Source organism: Leucothrix pacifica, assembly GCF_003172875.1.
In the GTDB taxonomy this organism is placed as follows: domain Bacteria; phylum Pseudomonadota; class Gammaproteobacteria; order Thiotrichales; family Thiotrichaceae; genus Leucothrix; species Leucothrix pacifica.
On sequence record NZ_QGKM01000067.1, the window covers coordinates 11,937 to 32,936 of the forward strand.

Here is a 21,000-nt window from a genome sequence, read left to right on the forward strand (position 1 = left end):
CCACCTTATCCGTTGATATCAACCATAACCTTACCCATAGCTGCGCCACTTTCCAAACGCTTATGAGCATCTGCTACATTAGCCAAGTCGTAGTGCATTTCATCCAATACTGGCGTTAACTTGCCCGCTTCGGAGATATCTGCAATCGCTGATAAAATCTCGCCATGCGCTTCGCGGTTCACATTGTGCAGCATTGGCAATAACATAAATACCACATGCAGCGACAAGCCCTTGAAGTGTACGGGTGTCAGATCAATTTCCAGCATTGATACCGTAGAAACCACATGACCATTCAGGATAGCTGCCTCAAATGACTTCAGCATATTCTCACCACCGACAGAATCAAACACCACGTCAAAACCAGCACCGTCTGTGTATTTTTCTACATAATCAGCAACGGTTTCTGTCATGTAATTGATTGGGGTTGCGCCGAGTTTTTCGATCAGTGCTAGCTGCTTGTCACCACCACCGGTTCCATAAACTTCCGCGCCAAGATGACGAGCCAACTGAACCGCAAGATGGCCAACACCACCCGATGCACCGTGCACCAACACCTTCTGACCGGCTTTAACGCCTGCACGAACCAAACCTTCATAAGCCGTAATACCAACCAAAGGAATCGCAGCCGCTTCCCGCATTGACAGATTTTCAGGCTTACGCGCCACAAGGTTTGCGTCAGCTACAATATACTCCGCTAAAGTACCCGACAAGTCTGCCAAACCACCCGCGCAGCCATAAACCTCATCGCCCACCGCATACTGCTTCACGCCTTCACCGACTGACTCTACAACACCAGCAAAGTCCATTCCTAACAACGCAGGTGCTGCCGGTGACAGTGGTAATGCTTCACCCATTTGTCGAATCATCGTGTCAACGGTATTGACACTCGTCGCATCAATACGAACCAACACATGACTAGGCTTTACTTCTGGTTTAGCTAACTCAGCCGCTTCAAATACCTCAGGGCCACCAAACTCACGAACGATCATTGCTTTCATTGCATTTACCTCAGAATTAGTTTTTTAACATCTGTACTTTGATGCCTCTATTCTATTTAATTAAAATGAATTGATAATTAGCTCACATAGAGAATAACTTTATAGAATTTATTGAAAATGAATTATGAATATTGAACACCTCAAGCTATTCGTCCAACTAGCAGCTACCTATAACATCAGCAAGGCCGGCCAGAATATGGGGCTATCACCCGCCGTCGCCAGCACCTATCTGAATAAACTGGAAACTGAACTCGGCACCAGATTACTGAATCGCACCACACGCAAAGTCTCGTTAACCGAGGCGGGGAGGACATTTCTCCCCCATGCTGAGGAAGTATTAGCGAGTGTAGAAGCCGCTCGGATCGCTGTTGGTGCGGACAGTACCAACCCCAGCGGGACACTACGCATTACCGCACCGGCGTCATTTGGCCGCATGCATCTGGTGCCGTCTCTGAAAGATTTTTTAAACGCTTACCCCGACCTCAAACTTGACCTCAGACTCAGCGATAACATCGTCGATTTGGTGGAAGGTGGTTTTGATATCGCCATCCGTAATTCTAAACTCACCGACTCCACCTTGATTGCGCGTAAACTCGCCCCGGATAAACGCATTATCTGTGCCGCACCCGACTACCTGAAACAGCACGGCACACCGCAAACACCGCAGGAAATAGCAGACCACCAATGCATTAATCTGGTGGGCTTAGAAACTTGGGTACTAAATAGTCCGGAGGGTCAGGTCAGCATTAAAACCAATGGTCACTTACGCACGGATAGTGGTGAAGCCATGCGCGATGCTTGCGTAGGTGGTTTGGGATTATCGATTAATGCAACGTGGAGTGTTTATCAGCACCTGAAACGAGGTGAATTAGTGCAGGTGTTGGCGGACTACTCTTTGGCTTCCGACACGGCAATTTGGGCGGTCTTTCCCAGCTCACGCTTGCTGGCACCGAAGGTACGCGTGTTTATTGATTACTTTGCTGGTTTTTTTGGTGAGCCACCTTACTGGGATCAGTAGGGTAACCATTATGTTAGCGGTGATTCAAGCCTGAATTGAAATCCCTTAGCCTCCAAACTATAGTATCCTCTAATCATGAACATAGACCTACAATCACTCATTGGCCAAGGCGAAAACCAATCGCTGGAATTCAAATCCGCCAAGGTACATTCCAATTCTCTGGCCAAAGAAATGGTGGCCTTTGCCAACACGTCTGGTGGCGCTATTCTATTAGGTGTTGAAGACGATGGCAGCATTAGTGGTTTACCCGATGACAAAAACTATGAAGAGTGGGCTAGCAATATTGCCAGAAACAATGTTATCCCTGCACTCAGCCTAAGAGTAGAACAACTACTTATAGACTCTCAATCGGTCTTGTACATCGAGGTACCTAAAGGCCCTGAGAAACCCTATCAAACACAACAGAATCAATTTCTGACACGCGTTGGTTCCACTAACCGCATCGCTACACAAGGCGAGTTGATGCGTATGTTCCAGCAAAGTGGCATGTTTCACTTCGATCAGGTCGCTGTCCCAAAAACCAGCATCAATGATTTAAATATGGCTGCACTCGATCAATATTTCACACCTTATGAAATCGAGTTCTCCAAAGAAACCGAAGCCGAACGCAAGCAGTTACTCATTAACACAGATATATTGGCTATTTCTGGTGAGACCACCGTTGGTGGCTTACTCATGTTTGGCATTAACCCGAGTCGCTACCTTCCACAAGCTAGCATTATGTTCGCGCACTTCGATGGTACGGAGCCTTCCGCCAAGTTGTTCAATCGGCAAGAAATAATCGGCACTCTGCCTTACCAAGTTGACACTGCTGTTGCGATTCTGAAAAACCACCTGGTGCGACCTTCAACAATCGAAGGAATGAAACGGGTTGATACCGTTGCCTTACCGCCAGATCGTGTATTGCGGGAAATGATTGTAAACGCTTGCGTCCATCGCAACTATGGCATTACCGGAGCGCAAATTCGTTTGTTTATCTACGATGACCGAATTGAATGCATTAGCCCGGGACGCTTACCCAACAGTGTCACCGTGGAGAAATTGCGCTTTGGTGTTTCTCATGCTTCAAACCCAGTGCTACTGAAGTTTATGGATAATTTGCGCTACATAGACCGACTTGGCAGAGGTTTCCCGATGATTTTCCGTGAAATGGAAAAACTAGGAAAAACCGTTGAAGTGACCGAGTTTGGGGAGGAATTACGAGTGGTTATCTCGTTGACTTGATATAAAATTTATCAGGTTATTTGATACAACCACCTACAAGAAATTCTTACCCAAGATATACAAGCCAATTATCACCGCATTAATCATTACAGCCACTTTGGCGACTTTCCAAAACTTAGCCATATCATCTCTGAGCGGTATCCACAGAACCAACAAAAACACCGCGAAGAAAATCAGTATTTGGGTAATAACTTCTAAGATCATTTATTCAACTTTTCACAATTTGGAATGGCAATCGGGGAGAGTAGCAACACATGCACTCCCTAGCGAGTAGTGTTATTTAATAACCGGCCTTGCCAAGTCAAAACGATGCGCTTCAGAAATACCAAAGTAAGCAGTTGGGCCGCCTGCCCGTAAGATCGGCTGTGCTGCTGCGGTTTGGTAAATGCCCTCTTTCAGCAAAGACTGATCGATATGCACCGCAACCACCTCACCCAACACCAACCAAGACTCCACCGTATCGCCTGCAGCCGTTTGTAACTGTATGCACTGCGTTAACTTGCACTCAAAATGCACTGGGCTGTCCGCTACCCGATCCACATTGACTTTTGTGCCGGGAAGTGTCGCCAGCTTGCTGAATTCAAACTCATCCTGATCACGTGCCAGATCTGCAGCGCTATTGTTCATGGCTTCTGCCAGTGGGCGTGTTGCCAGATTCCAAACGAATTCGCCCGTGTCTACAATGTTCGCCACGCTGTCTTTCCAGCCGTTACTGGCAAAACCGATAATGGGCGGAGTGTAGTTGAAGCAATTAAAAAAGCTGTACGGTGCAAGATTGCGGTTGCCGTCTTTATCTGTTGAGGAAATCCAACCAATTGGGCGCGGGCCGATAATGGCGTTAAATGGGTCATGAGGGAGTCCGTGACCTTGGGATGGCTCGTAGTAGTAGCGGTTTTCATTGCTCATTGGTTTTTCCATGCTGCTGGAGTGAGGACTGTCAAACAATCAAAGTGATAACCGCGGCAAACTACCATATAACTGCTTGAACTTATGGATTAATTAGTCGCTCGATGGTTTATACAGACCCAATGTAAGATCTATTCAGGATCGAACAGCTTACCGTTCTCTTAACGCTTCAGAAAGTGTCTCCTTGATTGGAGATATAAAAAAATCAATCAACCTTCGCTCATTAGTAATCACCTCACCTTTGAGACTCATCCCAATCTGTATTGGCTGCTTCTCTCCTTTCACTGAAAAAGAGGTATCCTCAAGCTGCAAGTGTCCCGTGTACATGAGATTTGAGCCATCTTCACTCGTCATCGCATCACGGCTTAAGTAAATAAGCTTGGCAGAGACGCTCCCATATCGAGTGAATGGAAATGCATCAATCTTAATTCTAGCCTTTTGGCCGGATCGAAGAAAACCAATCTCTCGGCTGGGTATCGCTATCTCAGCAATAGGAGTATCGTTTGCAGGTACAATCGACATCAACTCGTCTCCCGTTCCCACATAAATACCTGACGACGTAAGCTTTACTGCTTCCACAACCCCTGAAATAGGGCTTACTATTTTAGTGTTGTCTAAACTAGCAAGTAATCCTACTCTTCTTTCGCTGAGTTCTTCTTTCCTCTGCTGCAACGTCTGTAACTCACTCGTAATATCTACTTGAAATTGCCTAAATATCTCGGCTCCTCTTTTTTGTAACGAGGCAACCTTCACATCAATAAGCTCTATATCTAGCCAGTTTTTCCTGAGGTTAAAACTAGTTTCTAAATAGTCGATCTCTTGCTGTCCTAACGCTACTTTTGACGTATACCCTTTGCCAGCTAGTCTTCTCTGTGATTGATAGTTTTTCTCAGCTATTGGCTCTATTCTTTTTAGCTTGTCCGCTTCAGAAGAGACAATCCGACGCTGCACCCTCAACTCCTTGATTTCTCGATCAACCTGCAAAACCACATCCTGAACACTGGCCAACCGCTTAACTAACCAGACCCTATCAAGCTCGGATGTTCCCTCGATCTTAGAAACCCATGCCCTCATATGCTCCATGGAAAAGCCTTTGAAAGGCTTAAAGTTAAGTCCCATTATTGGTTCAATCAAACTGTATTTTGAGGTAACACTAGCAAGCTCTGTTGAAATTCTTCGTAACTCTGACCGAATACTACGATCATCGATCTCAAATAAAGGGTCACCTGCATTAACCTTTTGCCCATCCGTCACGAGTAACTTTGAAACCACTCCTGACTCAGACGCTTTAATAACTTTTACTTTACCGCTTGGAATAATGCGCCCTGAAGCAGTTGTTATCACTTCAACATTCGCAACACTAGAAATAACTAGAGCGGCTAATATTGTAATCACAACCAACGCAGGGATTAGCATACTTGCTGGTAATCGTGGTCGCTTCAGCGACGTAATATGATTAGGATGAAAGCATATTTCTTTCATCATCCTGCCCCAGCCACTTGTGGCAAACGGTCAACATCACCAAATTGGTAACCATATAAACGCCGATACGGCCCTGCTCTTTTTATCAACTCTTCATGCTTACCTTCTTCGACAACTTTTCCATTGCGAAGCACTACAATTCGATCACATATTCGAGCAAGAGAAAGCCGGTGAGTAACAATAATTAGCGTTTTTTCCTTGCCTAACTTACCTAGGTTATTAACAACATTTGATTCCGTTTCATAGTCCAGAGCACTTGTTGCCTCATCAAGCACAAGGATAGGGGTATCCGCTGCAATCGCGCGGGCCAAAGCAATACGCTGAACCTCTCCACCGGAGAAATTTCTCGCCCCCTCTAAAATGGGGGTATCGTAACCGTGAGGTAACTTTTCAATAAAACCAGAAGCGCAGGCTATTTCAGCACAGTATTTCACCCATGCGGCATCCTGTCTTTCACTCGCATACAAAATATTGCTCGCAATACTGCCTTTGAACAGCATGTTTTTTTGAAGCACATAATATGCTTGCTGGCGCACCGACTCCAAATCTAGCGCTCGCAGCTCTATCCCATCGAAACAAATATCACCTTGATAATCATCATAAACCATTGTTAGAAGGCGGGTTAAAGTACTTTTACCTGCTCCGGACTCACCTAAAAAGCAAACACGCTCTCCTTTCTTAATCTTCAAAGAAATGTCTGACACTGCTGACTTTTCTGAGCCAGGGTAACAAAAAGACAAGGCATCAAAAGTAACTTCTGTATTGAAGCTATCAAGCTTCCTCAGCGACTTTGTCGAACTATCTGACTGCTCTAATTCATATTGCAACACTGTGTTGAGTCGCTCAACCGAAAGACGAAACGCAACCACTTCCTCCCAAATAGAAGCAAGCCGGATCAACGGTGATGTCACTCGATCCTTCATCATATTAAAAGCAACCAGCTCACCCAAAGTTAACTCAAGTCCGAGCACTAACTTTGCTCCATAATATAAAATGACAGCTTCTGAAGCGGCACCAATAAACTCAGACATTCTGGATGACCACATGCCCACCTGAGCTAATCGGTAAGACTTACGCAAACGATGATCTAACGTTGAAAAAATACCCTCAAGCTGAGTATCCGTCTTACCACTCACTCTGACCGTTTCAACTCCTTGAAGACTTTCAATCACTGCTGACTGGTGGTTAACCCCTGCTTCAAAATTTTCCCTCTCACGCCGCTTTAGTGCAGAGCCAAAAATGAAGTATTGACCAACATGCATCGGAACCGTTGCCAGTACAATCAATGTGAGAGGCACACTAAGCCCCAACATAACGACTAAGAACACCAGCATGAACATAAAATCCACCGCTAGCGATAAAATCCAACTCGTTAATATTCCTCTAACTCGATCAAGCTCAGCTGTGCGTGAGACAATTTCTCCAACGGGCGTCTGGTCGAAATAGCTTTGTTTTAAACGAAACAGGTGCTTATAAAAAACACCTGCTGACTCGCTCCCCATGCCTAAAGCAGTCCACTGTGAAACATGAAACTGCCCGGCTTGTAAAAACTGCGTTAAAACCGCCGTCACCAACAAAATGGCTAAGATAACGGTTAATGTCGCATACCCTTCTGAGATCAAAACACGATCAATCACCGCCATAAATGACAGCGGCGTGGCTAACGACAATAAGTTGAGAAACACTCCTAACAACGCACTCAGCGCCAACAGGCGTTTGTAGCGATAAAACAAGCCTGTAAATAAGGAAACCGAGCTTTTCATTCTGCTATGGCATCCATATCATTGTCGTGGCAATCGCCTTATCACTTAAAAAGACAGCCAATGACTCGTTAAGCATTTTAGGGTCTTTTAAGCGACTGCGGAAATCAACATCCAAGACCTTATCCAATGAAATCCCTGTAAGTGGCGCTGAACTAATTTCCGTCACCATTCCTTCAGATCGCTCAATGGCTGGCTTAATCTGTGATTGCCTTTCCTTTCTCCAAATTTCAACCTGATCCGACTCAATAACAGACGTGACCTGCTCATGTAGAATTTCATTAATCCGAGTCTTGAGGGTATTGATATTTTTAGGATCACAGGCTACTTCAATGGTTAGCGAGTAATCTTTTTGATCAACAATGCCACCCTCCAAAATAACATTCACCGAGTAAACCAAACCTTCCTTCTCACGCAGTTCAGCCATCAATACAGAACGTAACCAGAGATATAAGTAAGACAACTCATTAAAACTCACATCACTTAACGCCGTTTTTTCTAGAGTCAGCTTATGAGAAATAATCGCAGCTTTGCGTCCACTTCCCTCAATCGTAGCGACTTCCGGCTTACTAATGCGCGGAAAGTCCCTGGGTTTTTCAGTTGGCAAAACAGATGTCGGCAATGTTGCAATACTCGCTAACGCAGCCTTAAGAGCCTCTTCTTCACTAATATCCCCAACAACAGATAAACGATACGCTTGGGCACCTGAAAAAGATTGCTGATACAAGACCTCCATATCTGAAACACTGGTACCTTCAAGCTCTGCCTCAGTTAATACACGAAAAGCGGCATCACCTTGAAATAAAAGGTTAGAAATTTTGTCTTGCCAAGGCCTCAAGGTACTGCTGTTGCGCTGTTTTAGCTCTTGCTTGTTTTTCTCCAAAAAATGCGCCCGAGCAGAGGGATGTACTCGCGCCTCAGTCAAAGTAACGTGCAGCAAATTCATTGCAGTTGAAAAATCCTTGACTGCAGCACTTCCCTGAACGCCCTTGTTCCAGAAAGAGTAATAAGGATAATTCGAAATACCATTGTTGTTTAACCACTGCTCCAACTCTGGTCCGTTCATATCACGAAGTCCACTTCCACCAATAGTTTCTAGTGCCAATCGTGCATGAATGGATTGCGCTTCATTTAAATAACGCATGCCGTGATCATCAGATAGCACATAAAAAACCTTATCGGGTTCGCTACTATCTTGCTTAAATACGACGCTGGTATTATTACTAAACGTCCACTCAATCAGACCATTGTCAAACCGTGTCGTCTGAATGAGTTCGCCTTCACTTGCTGGATTTATATCCCAGACTTGATCTGTTTTTTTAGGCTGCTCCACCTTTAGAGAAGACGGAGAAACAACGACCTCATCAAGCAATGTCAGCAAAGTCGCCTCGGGAGGTGGCTTCACTGACGGGTTGTGAACCACTAGCAACCTTGCTTGTTTTTTCTGTAATGAATCGCGTATGGCATTATTGATGCGTTGAATGGTCAGCGAAGGCAGGCGTTTTTCTAATGCGGCTAGCCAATCGGCATTTCTCAGCAATGGTGAACCGTAAACAAAATGGCGCACGGCCATCAATGCCAAGTCTCCTGATCGCTCTTGGCGTAAGCGTGTACGCTTCAATAATGAATCACGCCAATTATCCAGCTCATCCTGAGTAATTCCTTGCTGTAAGAGTTGATTGATCGCTTGGGTAAGGAATTTAATGCCCGTATCTACTTCACCGCCCGGCATGTTGGCAATAAGCCGAGTTTTCATTACATTGGGGGAAGGAAAACGAATATTAGTCAACACTGATCCAACCGCTCCTTTGGTCTCCTGAAGGCGTAAACTAAGTCGCTGCTCAAGAATGTCGATACTCGCCTGCACAATCAACGCTTCATAACGCTCATCAAGGCTCTTAGCTCGGGATTGCCGTTGATAATACTGGATAGCCGCAAAGCTACCATTGACATAGGGATCTGAGATTACACTGACTTTAGGGATCGATGTGATTGATACGTCATACTCGGTTCTAGCGGACTGCTCCGTTGACTTCCAGTCTCCAAAGTATTGATCAACCAGCGTACCCACTTGCTTCGGGTCAATGTCACCAGTCACAATCAATGCGGCATGTTGCGGTTGATACCAGCGCTCATAAAAAGCTTTCAAGTCTTCAGCTTTTGCAGACTCAATAATCGCCATATCACCAATGGGAAGTCTATTTAGATAGTGGCTATTGGCATACTCCGATTTGAGGTATTGCTTACTCCAACTTGTCTCCTCGGGTTGGTAAGCGCGCCATTCTTCCTTAACAATGGGCTTCTCAGCATCGATAACTTTTTGGTCAAACTGCACATGCATCGCAAATTGAGATAATACCTCAAGCGCTAACGCCAGCTTCTCCTTATTAGGCTCTTTCAGCGTGAGCTGATAAACCGTCTTATCAAAATAGGTCGCCGCATTAGTATGAATTCCAAGTGCTATACCAGATTTATCAAGCAAAGGAATTAGAGATTCATTAGGGTATTTAGCCGTATCGTTAAAGGCTAGATGTTCTACGAAGTGAGCAAAACCTCTTTCGTTGGTTTGTTCGCTTAGGCTGCCGCGGTTGATTACTAACCTTAGGTCAACTTCATTGCTTTTTATATCTCTATCCACCTTTAGCAAGATTTTTTTAAATGGCAGAGGTTGATCTGTTTCATCTTTAGCTGAATCACAAGACACCAGCATTGTCAGTAAAAAAATGTATAGTATTGTTCGCATTAAAATTGCCTATAGCATTGAAAGTAAATGTGTCTATAGCTTTAGTGGTTCGCTAAATTTATTTGTGACTTTTTTAAATTTAAATAAATACTTTACAGTGTTTAATCTAAATTTAAGGTAGGGGAGGGGAGGGTAGCCTATAAAACTACTCCGACCTCAAAGAGGCTTCTGTGTGACTGAGCGATGATATTTACCGCTTCTTTGACGCCGATTATTTTCTTAAAAGATAATTAAATAGTATTACCATTGGCACAGTACCAAGAATGATTGACGGTATCAGAGGAAAATCTAACACCAACCTAAAAAAGAGAGACAACAAGGGGGCACTCAAAATTATCATCAAGATGTAAGGGATGTTTCTTGTATTCTTCGACATATTTACCTCATCTAGTACCTATATTGGGTTTACCTAGGGAAGTCATGTAAGGCATTCCCTATGTTGGATGGAGGCTCTTAAAGATAAGAACCCCCACACTTGAGCTTAATCCTTACTAGACCAAGCTATACCACAAGCTGTCGCAACTGTAGCACCAACTGCAGTACCAACTGCAGGCGTCGCAACAATACTTGCAGCAACACCAGATACAACTGAAGCCGTACCACAAAGTGCAACACCTGCAACTTCATTAACCGATATACCACCGCCTTCATTACTAGCAGGTATACGGCCACCGCCACCGCCACCGCCACCGCCACCGCCACCGAAGCTTACTGGTCCAAAAAGATCATCTGCACGAACATCATGTTTATTAAACATAGTTTATTCCTATATCGTATATTGCCTATTTATGTTATAAGGCAATTGTTGGTGTTTGCCGAGTTCTCACTCGGCGGCTCAATTGGACGGTAGGTTGTAGAAGAACCTACCGTCCATCTTTACAATGGCACGTCAATCGCTCGCGTCATCATAATTTCGCATGACATTACCTTTCAGTAACGCCAAAAATAACTCACTGACATATTCGGGCTATCCAGTGCATAGACCTGATGAAACCAACCTGCAGGTTGTAATAATAATTCACCCGGATTTAATGTTACCGAGATGCACTTTGCCTTTTCCGCTTCTGGGTAGAGTCCATAGTCAGGTACTTCCGGTTTAAACCAGCAAGGTTGGTAATTGTTATAAGCCTTATGGGGATATAGCAGCGCCTCTTGATCCGCCGAATACAAATCCAAACGCTTTTGCCCCATCACTTGCAATAAGAACCCTGTTTGTGGGTCACGGTGCAAACTGGATGTTGGGATATTTGTTGGCACTGACCCCAACCAAAGCTGAGGAGGTGTAAAATCCTCTCTGTCAAAAAACAAAGGTCCAAAGTCTGCCCACATTGCTTCAGGCAAAGATGCGCCCTCGGTATAGGGCTTTACGAAACCCTCAACCATCTCTTCATAAGGATTCTGCTCAAATGCTTGAAGCTCCTCTACAAATTCACGCATCGTTTGCCTTTGAGTGGCAGAACGCACTCGCACAACCGCAACACCATATCGCTCAGCTAATTTATCAAGCGACCAATTTCCGCTGGAGGAGCTTGGCTCTAAACCAGTAATAATAGTGGGGCAACCTGCTTCTATCCTTTCCAGTACTTGCATCTGTGTCGGGCAATTCAGCCTTTCAACCTCTGTCAGGTTGCTATAGCCCTTTTCACGGTGCAGCTTACCTACCCGTTGAAACAGCGCTGTCGTAACGTCGGTTGGACGCTGACAAGACTTAGCGAGGTGGTTAGCCAGATTTAAATTACCTTCAAACGTGATTGTTCCAATAATCTCAGGGTCTCGCCAGTCCAGAAACTCGAAATCGGTAGCAATTCGCTCCATCGTCGCCATTGGAATACTCACAAGCGTATCCGTCTCTTGCAATGCCTCACATGGCTCAATATGTAACTCATCACTATACCGTGCAATAAAGCTTTGATCAGGGTGCTCAGGAATATGCACCTTGACACTCCCAGTAATTCCCTCTGGATTCTGGAATCCTGTTTTCAATAAATTCGCGAAATCATAAATAGGGTTTTTACCCCCATTGAAAAAGATGTTAGATAAATTATCACTCATTTTTAGACCACCTCTTTTGCCTTTCGCAAATTAACACCCGTCCAACGATTAATACGCCTGACGGTGCCATCTTGTCTTCGACGTAAACTCGTTGCGACCTCATCAGGAAAAATATTATTGGTCATGTCATGGAGCACTTCTCTAATATTGTCATAGGGGGTGATCCAATCATTAAAGAAAAGTCTGTCCCCACAATTCCATTCATCACGCGTTAGTGCCCGCCCTGTTGTGTGAATGTCTTTTTCCACCGTTTCGTTAAGCCATGCCCATGTCACCATAGCCGTTGGAATACCTTCATCCGTAAGATAAAACCGTGTCTGATTTACCCATAAAGCAGGGAGCACTTCAACACGAAGATAATCACCGACTTTATGTTGCTTGTGGTATGTAGACTGTGCCAAAAGTTCGAGTGCAAAGCCTGTACTTGCATAATAATCAATGGTCACCATACTGACTGCTCCTTCCTTGAGCTACGCATATGTTTTGAAATAACCACCGCATCATCTGGCAGGCGCTGTTTGAGTTTTTTCAGCACTTCCAAGTGGTCACCAAAAGGCGCGGCCTGTCGTGTCAGGTTAATCACCTCCGGTTTATCAGAGTCTATTTCCCATGCCACATAACCGATTGGCTTTTTTACATCATTAATAGCAATCATACTTGAGCGTTTCTGTAAGTGCCCAAGCAAACCAGCATAATAGTCTTCAATACGTTTCTCAGACTCCCCCTGCCAATAATCAATATCCAATAACGCCATCATTCCCAGTGAACGATAAGCATTAAGTGCTGGCTTTTCTTTATCAAGCGCAGGCACTTCAGGTAAATAATTTCGCATTGCTAATACATCCTTTTTATCACATGCGGCATTGACGCATTTTTCGACAGACCAAAGACCTCTAAACACTTCTTCCAATTGCACTACAGGTAGTGAGTCCGATAGTGCGATTGCGCAATATCTGGCAATTGGATAGTTCCAGCAGTAGTCATACGGAGACTTTTCATCCTTGAGAACTAACTCCAGTTTTCTTACATTATCTGTGAGGTAGACTTTGTTTTCCTGTGACCAACTTGCGACCAAATACGCTGTCATTTCACTATTTAAATCACGTAAGCATTCTATCAATGCTAGTTCGCTAATGAATGCTGCTAGCTCCCGAAGCACGGGTGGTAAAAACTTACCTGCTGACAAAAATAGTTGTACGGCATGCCCGAACTCATGGGCTATGCAGATTAAATCTGAGGTATATCCGCGATAACAAACTGACACATAAGGAAAGTCATCGCCTCTATCTAAGGTATAAGGAGGGTCTTTTTTGCTTGCATAAAAATTCACCTCACAACCTTTTTTTACTGTATCAATCTCACGTTTCAACATTGGAAACTTGAGTGATAACGCTTCAGCAGCTAACTCCCAACCATCATTGGCGGTTAATGTAAGGCAGGCTTGCTTATCATCAACTTTAACATTCCCAACGACAGAGTTTGCTTGTTGATGAAAGAGGAAGTCTCTCACCTTAATTACTGATAGACCGTGTAGAGCTAGCCAATCTTTTAGACAGTATTGTTTCCTAACTGAAGCACTCAATACACACTCCTTTGAGCCTATTGCCTCATTCTTTGGCAAACGAAAATATCGACACATCTTATGTAATCAACAAGACCGTTAACAACAAGACCGTTAACAACAAGACCGTATACTAATCTAAAACACTAAAAATACAACATGATTATTATTTCAATTTATTTATTAACCCCGATAGACTCAATTAATAAATAAAATATTAATTTGACTAAATTTATCCCCTTTAAAACTCATTTTTAATCTCAAAAATAATTACTTACAAAGAGTTATTGCACTTTCGGCTGAGCATCAGAAGTTAAATGAAGTCGCATATTTTATCTGTACAGGTTACATATTAACCAAAAATATTACTTTAAAATATGGAAATTAATTGCATGAACAAACGGTCAAAGTGCAAGAACTGAACACTATGTGCCACCTAAATACAAGTGGTGCGAAGGTTGGCGGTGAGTAAATAATGAGAAACATTGGAGGCTTAATTAGACCTGATGGGACTCGATGTTGAGACTATAAATCCGTTTGAGTATTGAGGACAGAACTAATAAATTAGACTACATCGAACTCGGTCTAATAACGTCATCCTGCGACTAGGAGCTTCCCTATAGAAGAGGACAGATGACATCTTCAGGAGATTCAATACCCCATCCCAAACACCCAAAGCGGCACTCTTTTGCCATCACCCACGACCACATCATCAATCGCCGCATAGCCATCGGCATTTCCAGCTAGCTGCTTGAGGGTTTTATTAGCCCCACCCACTTCAAACACCCAACGCTCATCCACCATAAAGTCGCCTTTGTCGTGATAATGAACTTGGTGTTGATGGGACATTTGAGAAACAAAAAAGCACTCGCGAATCGAGCCAATATTGGGCGATGCACATAAGGCGAAAAACAGATTTGGGTTATCCAACAAGATCTTATCTGGCTTACTCACCACACGCATACCGCTACCACCTCGGATATTATGGATCAGGCTACCCGCTGCCATACGTTCCAGATATTTCATCAATGTCGGGCGTGATGTGCCAACGGCAGCGCTCAGTTTTGAAATATTCAATTCAACCGGATTAGTGCTACAAAGCATGTAGAGTACTTTTTTAAGCTTATCCAGCTTAGGCGGATCAATATTGTAGATTCCGCACAAATCGGAATCGATAGTCAGATTAATTACCTCAAGCAATTTCAGCGTGTAGTTATCAAGTGACTCCTTGTAAAACGGATAAGCACCGTATTGCAGATATTTTTGATACTGCTCAATGGGTCTAACCTTTTGCATGATATCTGTAGCAATATTGACATGATTCTCCAGAATATCCGGCAGTGCATAAACCTCAAAGGACTCGCCTGTTTCAATCTCCATGAACTCCCGCAACGACAAAACGGGCATTTCATATACCACGGCACGACGTGATAAATCCGCTAATTCATGCTCAATTCTCAGGGCTGAAGAGCCTGAGAAAATCACTTTGATATCAAAGGTATCCCGAATCGCTTTTAGATGTATGGCAAAGCCCTTGGCCTTATGTATCTCATCCAATAGCAATAAACGCCCACCTTCCTGATAGAATGTTTGCGATAAGTCATACAGGCTGACATCAACCATTGCAGGATGGTCACAGGCTACATAAAGAATCTGGCTTGGCTGAAGTTCACATTGCTGAGCGTGCTGTAATAACAATGTGGTTTTACCACAACCACGTGCACCTTTAATGCCGATTAAAGACTCTGTAAAGTCAATTTTCTGATGTAGGAAACGCCGATACTTTGGTAGTTTTCTGGCGAGAATAAAGGCTGATGCTTGTTTTAGGACTAAAGAAATCATAAATACACAATACAATTATCAGCAATAATTGTAAAATTCATTTTACAATATTTAGTCATGAGGAAAGGAGAAGAGACGTTATGAGCAAGCAAACAAAAACCATTAAGTACTCTATCGATGCTGGTAATCCACCAGAACTCACAGCAGATCAGCAAGCCGAGCTAGATGCATTAGCCGCTATGCCGGATGAGGAAATAGACTACAGCGATATCCCTAAAACCACCGATGATGACTGGAAAGTTGCTGAGGTTGGAAAGTTCTATAAGCCCATCAAGAAGCAGGTCACTGTACGTATTGATGCTGATGTTTTGGCATGGTTAAAATCCGGTGGGAGTGGTTATCAAACTCGTCTGAACCGTGAGCTACGTGAGGCGATGAAACGAGCATTAGAAAGTGCCGCTTAAAACAATCACCAATTCAAAAACCAAAAAAGGCCGACACTACAATTGCAACGCCAGCCTTTTACACGGTCATTCCTGAGCAATTACACTCAGACTTTCGAACAGGGTCAATCCATTAAGCCAAACGAAGTACCATACCAACCTTCAGGTTGCTTGCTTTCTTACCCCATAATCCATTGATTTTAATCAGCTTATCAACAGAAACGTGGTTACGGGCAGCGATGCGGTACAAGTTATCACCCGGACGTACGCGGTAAACCTTAGCAGGTGCTTTTTTCACGACTTTATCTTCGCCGTGGTGGTTCGGCGCTGCCATTGCGTTACCGGCAAGACCGACTGCTAAAAGTGCTGATATCACTACTGTGTTTACTGTTTTCATGACTATTTCCTTTTTTACTAAATATGAGAAGTATTTTTATCAATTAAAACGAAAAGTCGATGAACATCGCTGCTCGATCGATGGATTAAGTGTGCAGTATCTAAACGTAAACGTGTGTCATGAACGCGTAAAGAAGTCGTAAAGATCAATTTTCACACTTGAATTAATGCTTCTCAATCTCCCCATTATGGAGTGCGGCAATCTCATCAAATGCCTCTTGCACAAAAACAGTTAAGTCATCCGGCCAACCTGCAATGGCTGCTTCAAAACTCACCCGGCTATTGCGAAACAGTGCTCGGCTGGCTTCTTCATAGCCCGCTTCATCACCAAACAATAAGCCCATAAAACCGTCGAGTCGCTGCTGTTTAAGCGAGATCACTTCTTCGATGGTGGGATTTTTACGCGCTTCGTCAATGAGTCGTCGCAGCGTTACAGAGGCACCACCACGCTGTGAGGCCAGCCATTCCCAATGTCTGGGTAGCAAGGTTACTTCTTTGGAGGTTACCCCTAGTTTTGGGCGACCACGCTTTTTGGGGGCGAATGGTTCTTGAGTGGTTTCGGCGGTGGCAGCAGAGGTCTCGGTAGAAGCAGAGTCACTATCACCCAGCTGAGGTAAGCCTGCTAAAACGCTAGCGGCGTCCCCATGCCAGTTAATCTCAATTCGCTTAAAAGAACCCAATGCAAACACCAGCGGTTCGATATCGTTTGAAATAGCTTTAACAGTGTTGACCAGCGTTTCAAGAGAACCTTGTGCCAGTAGTTTTTTATGATGTACTGCGATGTATTGGACAGACATGATTTCGTCTCTCAGTCATTGTGAGATACGAATATTACCCAGATAAAAATAAAATATCTATTATTATCTGGGTAATAATATTTTATCTTGATTTAAATCTTGTTTTAGCTGACCGCTTCAACCAAGAAATCAATCCGGTCTTGTCCCCAAATCACTTCATCATCAACGATGAATGTCGGTACACCAAAGCCACCGCGCTCCAGTAATTCCTTGGTGTTGGCCGACATAATCTCAGCGCACTTCTCAGGATCAACGGCTTCCAACAGACCTAATTTTGTCGCCTGCTCCGCTAAATAATCGATGTCAGCAATATTAGCGTCTTGATTCCACAGCTCGTGACTCAGATCAGCCGCAACTTTCAGACCAGAACCATCGGCTTGCTCAGCCGCTAGCACTAAGGCTATAGCGCCGACTTCATTTGAAGGGAAATGCGCCGGCGCCAGATTAATCGGAATCGCTAAGCGCTTACTCCAACGCGTCAATTCAACGATGCGGTAGTCCTGCATATACTGCGGACGCTCTGGGACTGGCGGGAAGTTGATAGCCGTAAACAACTCACCAATATTCAATGGCTTGAGATTAAGCTGGATGTCTAAGGTGGGTAGTAATTTAATCAGTTGCTTGGATGCAAATAATGACCAAGGAGAGTTTAAGCAGAAGTAATAATCGACAGTTTTCATGTTATAGCCTCGTGTGTGAGGTAAGGAGTATAACAATCGATTAGGAGTGGCACAGTAATCACTGCACCACCCCAAATCAGGACCATGTAGGAGAGAGAAGTTGATCCTGTTTCATAAGCGGTGCCCTTTAATGGCAACATAACGACTCATGAATTTTTCTTACCTGAGAACAGGCTTTTCATTGACTTCATCACTTCACCACCGCGAATATCATGAGCACGATTTGTATAGTAGTTGTAGTCAATAGAGCCACTGTTTGTGTGCTTAATCGCTGATTCCGTGTGTGTTGACTTAGCCATTTTGTAACCTCGCTAATTGCTGTATGGATAAATCATAGGTTTGAAAAGATTCTGATACAAAGGACTTAATCTCGCTCGCCACATGAGATATCCTCATGTGCATGCAATATCGGCTGCCACTCAACAACCTCAATACTTTCGCCTCAGCCGCCGAACACCTGAGCTTTCAGGATGCGGCAGAGTCCTTGTATGTGACGCCTTCTGCGGTGAGTCATCAGATACGGAATCTGGAAAAAGTACTAGGCTACCCGCTGTTTGACCGGCTGGATAAAGGTGTGCGCCTGACCTCTAGGGGTGCGCAATTATTTGCGGATATTCGAGCGCCCATGAAGCAGCTTCACGAGGCCAGTCGTAAAGCTCTACGCGGTTTAGAAGACAACACACTGACAATATCAGTCGCACCGGTGGTCGCCACAGGCTGGCTGCTGCCACGCCTCAAGGACTTTTATGCCAACTACCCGGATATCAACTTGTCCGTCATCGTGACGACTGATTTGGTGGATTTTAAGAGTGATCCTTTTGACGCCTCCATAAGGATTGGCGACGGTAACTGGTCTGAGGTGGAGATTCTCAAACTGTTTGGCTATGAGATAGTGGCGGTCTGTCACCCCGGCCTGATTAAGAAAAACGATGGCCTACTCACTCCCGCAGAGGTGATGGACAACACATTGATTCAGAACGCATCCGTTCCTGGCATGTGGGCGGAGTGGTTTGAGTCTGCCTCAGTAAAAAACGCAGCGGCTAAAACCGTAAACTTACAGGTACAAAACGCAGCACAAATGATTGAAGCGATTCAATCCGGCGAAGAGATCGGGCTGATTGATAAAAAATTCATCCAGCAAGACATTGAGTCCGGACGCCTGGCGATTGCCTGTGATCATGTGCTGCAAGGCAATAAGGGCTATTACCTTGTTTCACCAGAATCTGCCAGAGACCTGCCATCACTCAATAGTTTCCGGGATTGGCTGGCTCAGCAGATTAATACCTGATACTGATACTGCAACTACAACTGAAGGCGTGACCGTAAATCCGCCGGTGCAAGGTATAAAATCCCTTTGCCTTTTTTGCTCTTAGTTGCCATCAGCAAGTCTTCTTCAACCAGTTTATTCAGGTAAGCGCGCGCCGTATTTTCATTAATATTAAACTCCAAGCTGACCTGTTTGGTGGTGAATATTTTACCGGGATGTTTCACCGCATCCTTCAGCACTTCCAGCTGTCCCTGCTTTAATACTTTGGACACCGGACTGTTTTCAATCCACTCCATAAACTCGTAGAACTCACGCTTCTTTTTCTCGATATGCTCATGCAGTGCATCGACCGCTTTGGTCACCACGCCGACCTGATTGTAGATGAAATAAGTCAGGTCAAACTCATCCGTCTCCGTGTAAATATAGGCCGTATCGTAATCCGTCCGCTTCTCCTGAATCAGCTTACTAATCGACACAAACTCAAATAGCCAATAGCCGGAACGCAGCATAAACCAGTAAAACAATGCCCGAGCGGTACGCCCGTTTCCATCACCAAACGGATGAATAAAACCAATCATAAAATGCAGGATTATGGCTTTCACCAAGGGGTGAATAAACTGATCCGTTTTACCGCCATCACTGTCTGCATTGGCAAACTCACACAGAGCCAACAGGCGCTCGTGAATACTTTCATGAGGTGGCGGCTCGTGTGCGACTTCGTTATAAAGATTTTTGACGGTAATATCATCATCGGTACGAAACTCGCCCGGTACCGCATCATTCTCAATCGCTTGATACGTCGCGATCTCATGCAGCTCCAAAATCAGATCAATGGTTAACGCTTCGTCCTTGCGCTCCACCGCTTTTTTCAACAGCAGATAGTTGTTGTAAATCATCTGTTCCGATTTGTTGGATGGTGCACGATTAGTTTTGAGCATCTCCTTCGCCACCTTACGGGTGGTGGACGCGCCTTCCAATTGCGAGGAGGTAATCGCCTCTTCCATCATCAAACTTTTAACCAGATAACGCCCTTTTTCACCCGCTGAAATAAACGGTGCATCACCCAGCGCATGACCGCCCCCGGTGATTTTATCAATATGGTGCAACTGCGCGAACAGGGAATCAGGGATGCAATAACTGAAACTATCTGAGTCCTTATACGCTTTAAGCTCGGGAATAAGTTTTGTAATCGCTTTGCGGGCAATTTTAGTGGCTAACCATGCTTCTTCATCACCCACCTCTTTTTCCACACGCCAGCGAAATTTATCCCAGTGCAGGTATCTCCCTTTGGAGTCAGTCGCGCCGTATTTACCCAGTAGCGGGGTGATTTGGGTGATATCGGAGCTTTCCAGCAGGGTTTCAAAATCTTTTGGTTTTCTTATTCTTGCCATGATCTGGTTAGCCTAAAACGTAAATTTATGTTTTTAAGTTTACACAGAAAACCGGCCTTTGTAACATTTTATCCAACGACTAAATACGGTTATGTTTTTATATCATTACTTGAGATCTACCAATCCTCAAGTCCACACAAATCAGCAAGCTCCTCAACCATCGGGTGACGGTAAAACTGAAAGACAGAAAAGCGCACTTTCGGCATAAAAACGGTAATCTTCTTATCCTTGGTTCTGAACCACACTTGCTCTGGAATGGCAAAACGTGATCCGGAAACATACTCGACATCCGAAAACGAATACACCTTTGTTTCCTTAAAATTAGACACATGAATCTGCTTCTTCTCCTCATCAATACTGACCTCTTTAATTGAGAACATATTGAAGAAGATCACAACATCAATAGTTAACCAAAGAATGAAGTAGTGAATTGCCTCTAGTAGTCTAAAAATTTAGCTCTGATGGATATCTAATGTAAACTCTTAAACATCAGATTAAGA

At 44.2% G+C, this 21,000-nt stretch carries 21 protein-coding genes; 4 read left to right on the plus strand and 17 right to left on the minus strand.

What is annotated here, in order from left to right:
* Nucleotides 1–5: 5 nt before the first annotated feature.
* Nucleotides 6–998 (minus strand): zinc-dependent alcohol dehydrogenase family protein, encoded by a 993-nt coding sequence (locus DKW60_RS18055; RefSeq protein WP_109839065.1) that lies wholly within the window; start codon nt 996–998, stop codon nt 6–8.
* Between the two features lie 124 nt (nt 999–1,122).
* Here DKW60_RS18055 and DKW60_RS18060 point away from each other — a divergent pair, with 124 nt between their 5' ends.
* Nucleotides 1,123–2,016, plus strand: a complete 894-nt coding sequence (locus tag DKW60_RS18060) for a LysR family transcriptional regulator (RefSeq protein WP_109839066.1) — start codon at nt 1,123–1,125, stop codon at nt 2,014–2,016.
* Between the two features lie 75 nt (nt 2,017–2,091).
* A complete protein-coding gene (locus tag DKW60_RS18065; protein WP_109839067.1) occupies nt 2,092–3,240 on the plus strand; it encodes an RNA-binding domain-containing protein in 1,149 nt (382 codons plus the stop codon).
* Nucleotides 3,241–3,273: 33 nt separating this feature from the next.
* Here DKW60_RS18065 and DKW60_RS23780 read toward each other — a convergent pair whose 3' ends face one another.
* From DKW60_RS23780 to DKW60_RS18110, 10 genes are all read right to left on the minus strand, one after another.
* A complete protein-coding gene (locus DKW60_RS23780; protein ID WP_181389776.1) occupies nt 3,274–3,444 on the minus strand; it encodes a hypothetical protein in 171 nt (56 codons plus the stop codon).
* Between the two features lie 72 nt (nt 3,445–3,516).
* Nucleotides 3,517–4,146: a flavin reductase family protein gene (locus DKW60_RS18070; protein WP_109839068.1), complete on the minus strand. Its 630-nt coding sequence runs from the start codon at nt 4,144–4,146 to the stop codon at nt 3,517–3,519.
* A gap of 150 nt (nt 4,147–4,296) precedes the next feature.
* Entirely contained in the window at nt 4,297–5,631 is a 1,335-nt protein-coding gene (locus tag DKW60_RS18075; protein ID WP_109839069.1) for an HlyD family type I secretion periplasmic adaptor subunit, read from the minus strand.
* On the minus strand, nt 5,628–7,391 hold the full coding sequence (locus DKW60_RS18080) for a peptidase domain-containing ABC transporter (RefSeq protein WP_109839070.1): 1,764 nt from the start codon (nt 7,389–7,391) through the stop codon (nt 5,628–5,630). Before DKW60_RS18080 ends, DKW60_RS18075 begins: the two co-directional genes overlap by 4 nt.
* A gap of 4 nt (nt 7,392–7,395) precedes the next feature.
* Nucleotides 7,396–10,131: a M16 family metallopeptidase gene (locus DKW60_RS18085; RefSeq protein WP_109839071.1), complete on the minus strand. Its 2,736-nt coding sequence runs from the start codon at nt 10,129–10,131 to the stop codon at nt 7,396–7,398.
* 481 nt (nt 10,132–10,612) lie between these two features.
* Complete coding sequence (locus DKW60_RS18090) at nt 10,613–10,888, minus strand: hypothetical protein (protein ID WP_109839072.1); 276 nt, start codon at nt 10,886–10,888, stop codon at nt 10,613–10,615.
* Nucleotides 10,889–11,061: 173 nt separating this feature from the next.
* On the minus strand, nt 11,062–12,183 hold the full coding sequence (locus tag DKW60_RS18095; RefSeq protein ID WP_109839073.1) for a cupin-like domain-containing protein: 1,122 nt from the start codon (nt 12,181–12,183) through the stop codon (nt 11,062–11,064).
* Nucleotides 12,184–12,185: 2 nt separating this feature from the next.
* A complete protein-coding gene (locus tag DKW60_RS18100) occupies nt 12,186–12,632 on the minus strand; it encodes a toxin-activating lysine-acyltransferase (protein WP_109839074.1) in 447 nt (148 codons plus the stop codon).
* On the minus strand, nt 12,626–13,693 hold the full coding sequence (locus tag DKW60_RS18105; RefSeq protein ID WP_146203520.1) for a hypothetical protein: 1,068 nt from the start codon (nt 13,691–13,693) through the stop codon (nt 12,626–12,628). Before DKW60_RS18105 ends, DKW60_RS18100 begins: the two co-directional genes overlap by 7 nt.
* A gap of 702 nt (nt 13,694–14,395) precedes the next feature.
* On the minus strand, nt 14,396–15,586 hold the full coding sequence (locus DKW60_RS18110) for an ATP-binding protein (RefSeq protein ID WP_109839076.1): 1,191 nt from the start codon (nt 15,584–15,586) through the stop codon (nt 14,396–14,398).
* An 80-nt stretch (nt 15,587–15,666) separates the two neighbouring features.
* On the opposite strand from DKW60_RS18110, the gene DKW60_RS18115 reads away from it, so the two are divergent.
* Nucleotides 15,667–15,990: a BrnA antitoxin family protein gene (locus tag DKW60_RS18115; RefSeq protein ID WP_109839077.1), complete on the plus strand. Its 324-nt coding sequence runs from the start codon at nt 15,667–15,669 to the stop codon at nt 15,988–15,990.
* Between the two features lie 112 nt (nt 15,991–16,102).
* Here the strand turns inward: DKW60_RS18115 and DKW60_RS18120 are convergent, their stop codons facing one another.
* The 4 genes from DKW60_RS18120 to DKW60_RS23785 all read right to left on the minus strand — a co-directional run bounded on the left by DKW60_RS18120 (nt 16,103) and on the right by DKW60_RS23785 (nt 18,141).
* The gene (locus tag DKW60_RS18120) at nt 16,103–16,366 is read right to left on the minus strand and encodes a LysM peptidoglycan-binding domain-containing protein (protein ID WP_109839078.1); all 264 of its coding nucleotides are present in this window, start codon (nt 16,364–16,366) and stop codon (nt 16,103–16,105) included.
* A 163-nt stretch (nt 16,367–16,529) separates the two neighbouring features.
* Nucleotides 16,530–17,162 carry a DUF2239 family protein gene (locus tag DKW60_RS18125; RefSeq protein ID WP_109839079.1) on the minus strand — a complete coding sequence of 211 codons (633 nt, stop codon included), beginning with the start codon at nt 17,160–17,162 and terminating at the stop codon, nt 16,530–16,532.
* Nucleotides 17,163–17,266: 104 nt separating this feature from the next.
* Nucleotides 17,267–17,842 carry a 2-hydroxychromene-2-carboxylate isomerase gene (locus tag DKW60_RS18130; RefSeq protein WP_109839080.1) on the minus strand — a complete coding sequence of 192 codons (576 nt, stop codon included), beginning with the start codon at nt 17,840–17,842 and terminating at the stop codon, nt 17,267–17,269.
* Nucleotides 17,843–17,988: 146 nt separating this feature from the next.
* Nucleotides 17,989–18,141: a hypothetical protein gene (locus DKW60_RS23785; RefSeq protein ID WP_181389777.1), complete on the minus strand. Its 153-nt coding sequence runs from the start codon at nt 18,139–18,141 to the stop codon at nt 17,989–17,991.
* Between the two features lie 95 nt (nt 18,142–18,236).
* Here DKW60_RS23785 and DKW60_RS18135 point away from each other — a divergent pair, with 95 nt between their 5' ends.
* Nucleotides 18,237–19,130 (plus strand): LysR substrate-binding domain-containing protein, encoded by an 894-nt coding sequence (locus DKW60_RS18135; protein WP_109839081.1) that lies wholly within the window; start codon nt 18,237–18,239, stop codon nt 19,128–19,130.
* Nucleotides 19,131–19,144: 14 nt separating this feature from the next.
* On the opposite strand, the gene DKW60_RS18140 is transcribed toward DKW60_RS18135, so the two are convergent.
* Nucleotides 19,145–20,500, minus strand: coding sequence for a Fic family protein (locus tag DKW60_RS18140; RefSeq protein WP_109839082.1), 1,356 nt, complete (start codon nt 20,498–20,500; stop codon nt 19,145–19,147).
* 116 nt (nt 20,501–20,616) lie between these two features.
* Nucleotides 20,617–20,880 carry a hypothetical protein gene (locus DKW60_RS18145; RefSeq protein WP_109839083.1) on the minus strand — a complete coding sequence of 88 codons (264 nt, stop codon included), beginning with the start codon at nt 20,878–20,880 and terminating at the stop codon, nt 20,617–20,619.
* Between the last annotated feature and the right edge of the window lie 120 nt (nt 20,881–21,000).

Excerpts from the sequence above, each read along its gene's own strand:
- DKW60_RS18085 (WP_109839071.1), bottom strand. The coding sequence starts at position 10,131 with ATGCGAACAATACTATACATTTTTTTACTGACAATGCTGGTGTCTTGT.
- DKW60_RS18075 (WP_109839069.1), bottom strand. The coding sequence starts at position 5,631 with ATGATGAAAGAAATATGCTTTCATCCTAATCATATTACGTCGCTGAAG.
- DKW60_RS18110 (WP_109839076.1), bottom strand. The coding sequence starts at position 15,586 with ATGATTTCTTTAGTCCTAAAACAAGCATCAGCCTTTATTCTCGCCAGA.
- DKW60_RS18060 (WP_109839066.1), top strand. The coding sequence starts at position 1,123 with ATGAATATTGAACACCTCAAGCTATTCGTCCAACTAGCAGCTACCTAT.
- DKW60_RS23780 (WP_181389776.1), bottom strand. The coding sequence starts at position 3,444 with ATGATCTTAGAAGTTATTACCCAAATACTGATTTTCTTCGCGGTGTTT.
- DKW60_RS18125 (WP_109839079.1), bottom strand. The coding sequence starts at position 17,162 with ATGTCTGTCCAATACATCGCAGTACATCATAAAAAACTACTGGCACAA.
- DKW60_RS18130 (WP_109839080.1), bottom strand. The coding sequence starts at position 17,842 with ATGAAAACTGTCGATTATTACTTCTGCTTAAACTCTCCTTGGTCATTA.
- DKW60_RS18055 (WP_109839065.1), bottom strand. The coding sequence starts at position 998 with ATGAAAGCAATGATCGTTCGTGAGTTTGGTGGCCCTGAGGTATTTGAA.
- DKW60_RS18065 (WP_109839067.1), top strand. The coding sequence starts at position 2,092 with ATGAACATAGACCTACAATCACTCATTGGCCAAGGCGAAAACCAATCG.
- DKW60_RS18095 (WP_109839073.1), bottom strand. The coding sequence starts at position 12,183 with ATGAGTGATAATTTATCTAACATCTTTTTCAATGGGGGTAAAAACCCT.
- DKW60_RS18145 (WP_109839083.1), bottom strand. The coding sequence starts at position 20,880 with ATGTTCTCAATTAAAGAGGTCAGTATTGATGAGGAGAAGAAGCAGATT.
- DKW60_RS18100 (WP_109839074.1), bottom strand. The coding sequence starts at position 12,632 with ATGGTGACCATTGATTATTATGCAAGTACAGGCTTTGCACTCGAACTT.
- DKW60_RS18070 (WP_109839068.1), bottom strand. The coding sequence starts at position 4,146 with ATGAGCAATGAAAACCGCTACTACTACGAGCCATCCCAAGGTCACGGA.
- DKW60_RS18090 (WP_109839072.1), bottom strand. The coding sequence starts at position 10,888 with ATGTTTAATAAACATGATGTTCGTGCAGATGATCTTTTTGGACCAGTA.
- DKW60_RS18135 (WP_109839081.1), top strand. The coding sequence starts at position 18,237 with ATGTGCATGCAATATCGGCTGCCACTCAACAACCTCAATACTTTCGCC.
- DKW60_RS18080 (WP_109839070.1), bottom strand. The coding sequence starts at position 7,391 with ATGAAAAGCTCGGTTTCCTTATTTACAGGCTTGTTTTATCGCTACAAA.
- DKW60_RS23785 (WP_181389777.1), bottom strand. The coding sequence starts at position 18,141 with ATGGCTAAGTCAACACACACGGAATCAGCGATTAAGCACACAAACAGT.
- DKW60_RS18140 (WP_109839082.1), bottom strand. The coding sequence starts at position 20,500 with ATGGCAAGAATAAGAAAACCAAAAGATTTTGAAACCCTGCTGGAAAGC.
- DKW60_RS18115 (WP_109839077.1), top strand. The coding sequence starts at position 15,667 with ATGAGCAAGCAAACAAAAACCATTAAGTACTCTATCGATGCTGGTAAT.
- DKW60_RS18120 (WP_109839078.1), bottom strand. The coding sequence starts at position 16,366 with ATGAAAACAGTAAACACAGTAGTGATATCAGCACTTTTAGCAGTCGGT.